The organism is Neisseria sp. P0009.S007, from assembly GCF_051962515.1.
On record NZ_JBQCVF010000429.1, the window covers coordinates 1 to 1,166 of the forward strand.

General features: G+C 48.5%; 2 protein-coding genes. Both read left to right on the forward strand.

Annotated features, from left to right (window positions below; all coding sequences use genetic code 11):
- The coding region (locus ACTHS3_RS13820) for an acyl-CoA thioesterase (protein WP_440368233.1) at positions 1–366 on the forward strand (366 nt) is incomplete at its 5' end.
- A 245-nt stretch (positions 367–611) separates the two neighbouring features.
- Positions 612–1,166, forward strand: a 555-nt coding sequence (locus tag ACTHS3_RS13825; protein ID WP_440368234.1) for a formate/nitrite transporter family protein, incomplete at its 3' end; no start/stop codon positions are given.

Sequence of the window (1,166 nt, forward strand, 5' to 3'; positions counted from 1 at the left end):
CGCGATACCAACCCTAATCAGGATATCTTCGGCGGCTGGATTATGTCGCAAATGGATCTAGGCGGCGGTATTTTGGCAGCAGAAATCGCACAGGGACGAATTGTAACCGTAGCTGTTCAAGAAATGAATTTCATCAGACCGGTAAAAGTCGGCAACGTCGTGTGCTGCTACGGTCATTGTGTCCGCGTAGGCAATACTTCTTTGCAACTGAAAATCGAAGTGTGGGTGAAGACTTTGATGAACGATATGGTAACGGAAGACCGCCAACTGGTCACCGAAGCCGTGTTCACTTACGTCGCCATCGATTCACAAGGCAATCCGCGCCCTATTCCTCGCGAAGGCAATGCAAAGCTGGCTCATTTGTAAGTTTAAAAATCAAAACAAGGCCGTCTGAAACCTCAACGTTCAGACGGCCTTTTTTCATACAGAAGCAAAATGTAATAATATTTCTTTTGAGCTAAAGCAAGGCGAAGTATCTGTTTTTTAGGTTTAATTCAGGCTGATTGATAAGACAAAGACCGTACACCGGCTCCCTATAGCACTGCCCTACCGCGACAGTTTGCGCCACTTTTGAAACGGCGTTTCCTTCTCAACCCACTTTAAGGAACATCATGGCTTCGCGCGATTTATACCCACAGGAAATTTTACAGGTTGTTCTCGACAAAAGCTGCGCCAAAGCACAATCCAGCATCCCCACACTGGCAATCTTGAGCGTTTTGGCCGGTGGATACATCGGCTTCGGATATCTTGCCTATTTAAAAGTAGTCAGCGGCATTCCGCACGAATGGGGCGGAGTTGCGACTTTACTCGGCGCCGCCGTGTTCCCAATCGCTTTGATTTGTATCCTGCTTGGCGGCGGCGAGCTGGTAACCAGCAACATGATGATCATGTCTTTAGGCAGATTGGCCGGACGGATTTCCTCCAAAATGCTGCTACGCAACTGGGTTATCGTTTGCATGGGCAATTTGATAGGCACGCTGGCAATGGCTTTTTTCCTTGGATACTATGTCGGTATGATTGAAGGCAGCGTGGCAGAAAAAACCATTGTCGTGGCGGAAGCAAAAGTTCATATGGATTTCGGCCGCGCTTTTGTATCGGCGGTCGCATGTAACTGGATGGTCTGCATGGGCGCGTGGTTGCACTTTGCCGCTAAAAACACAACCGGA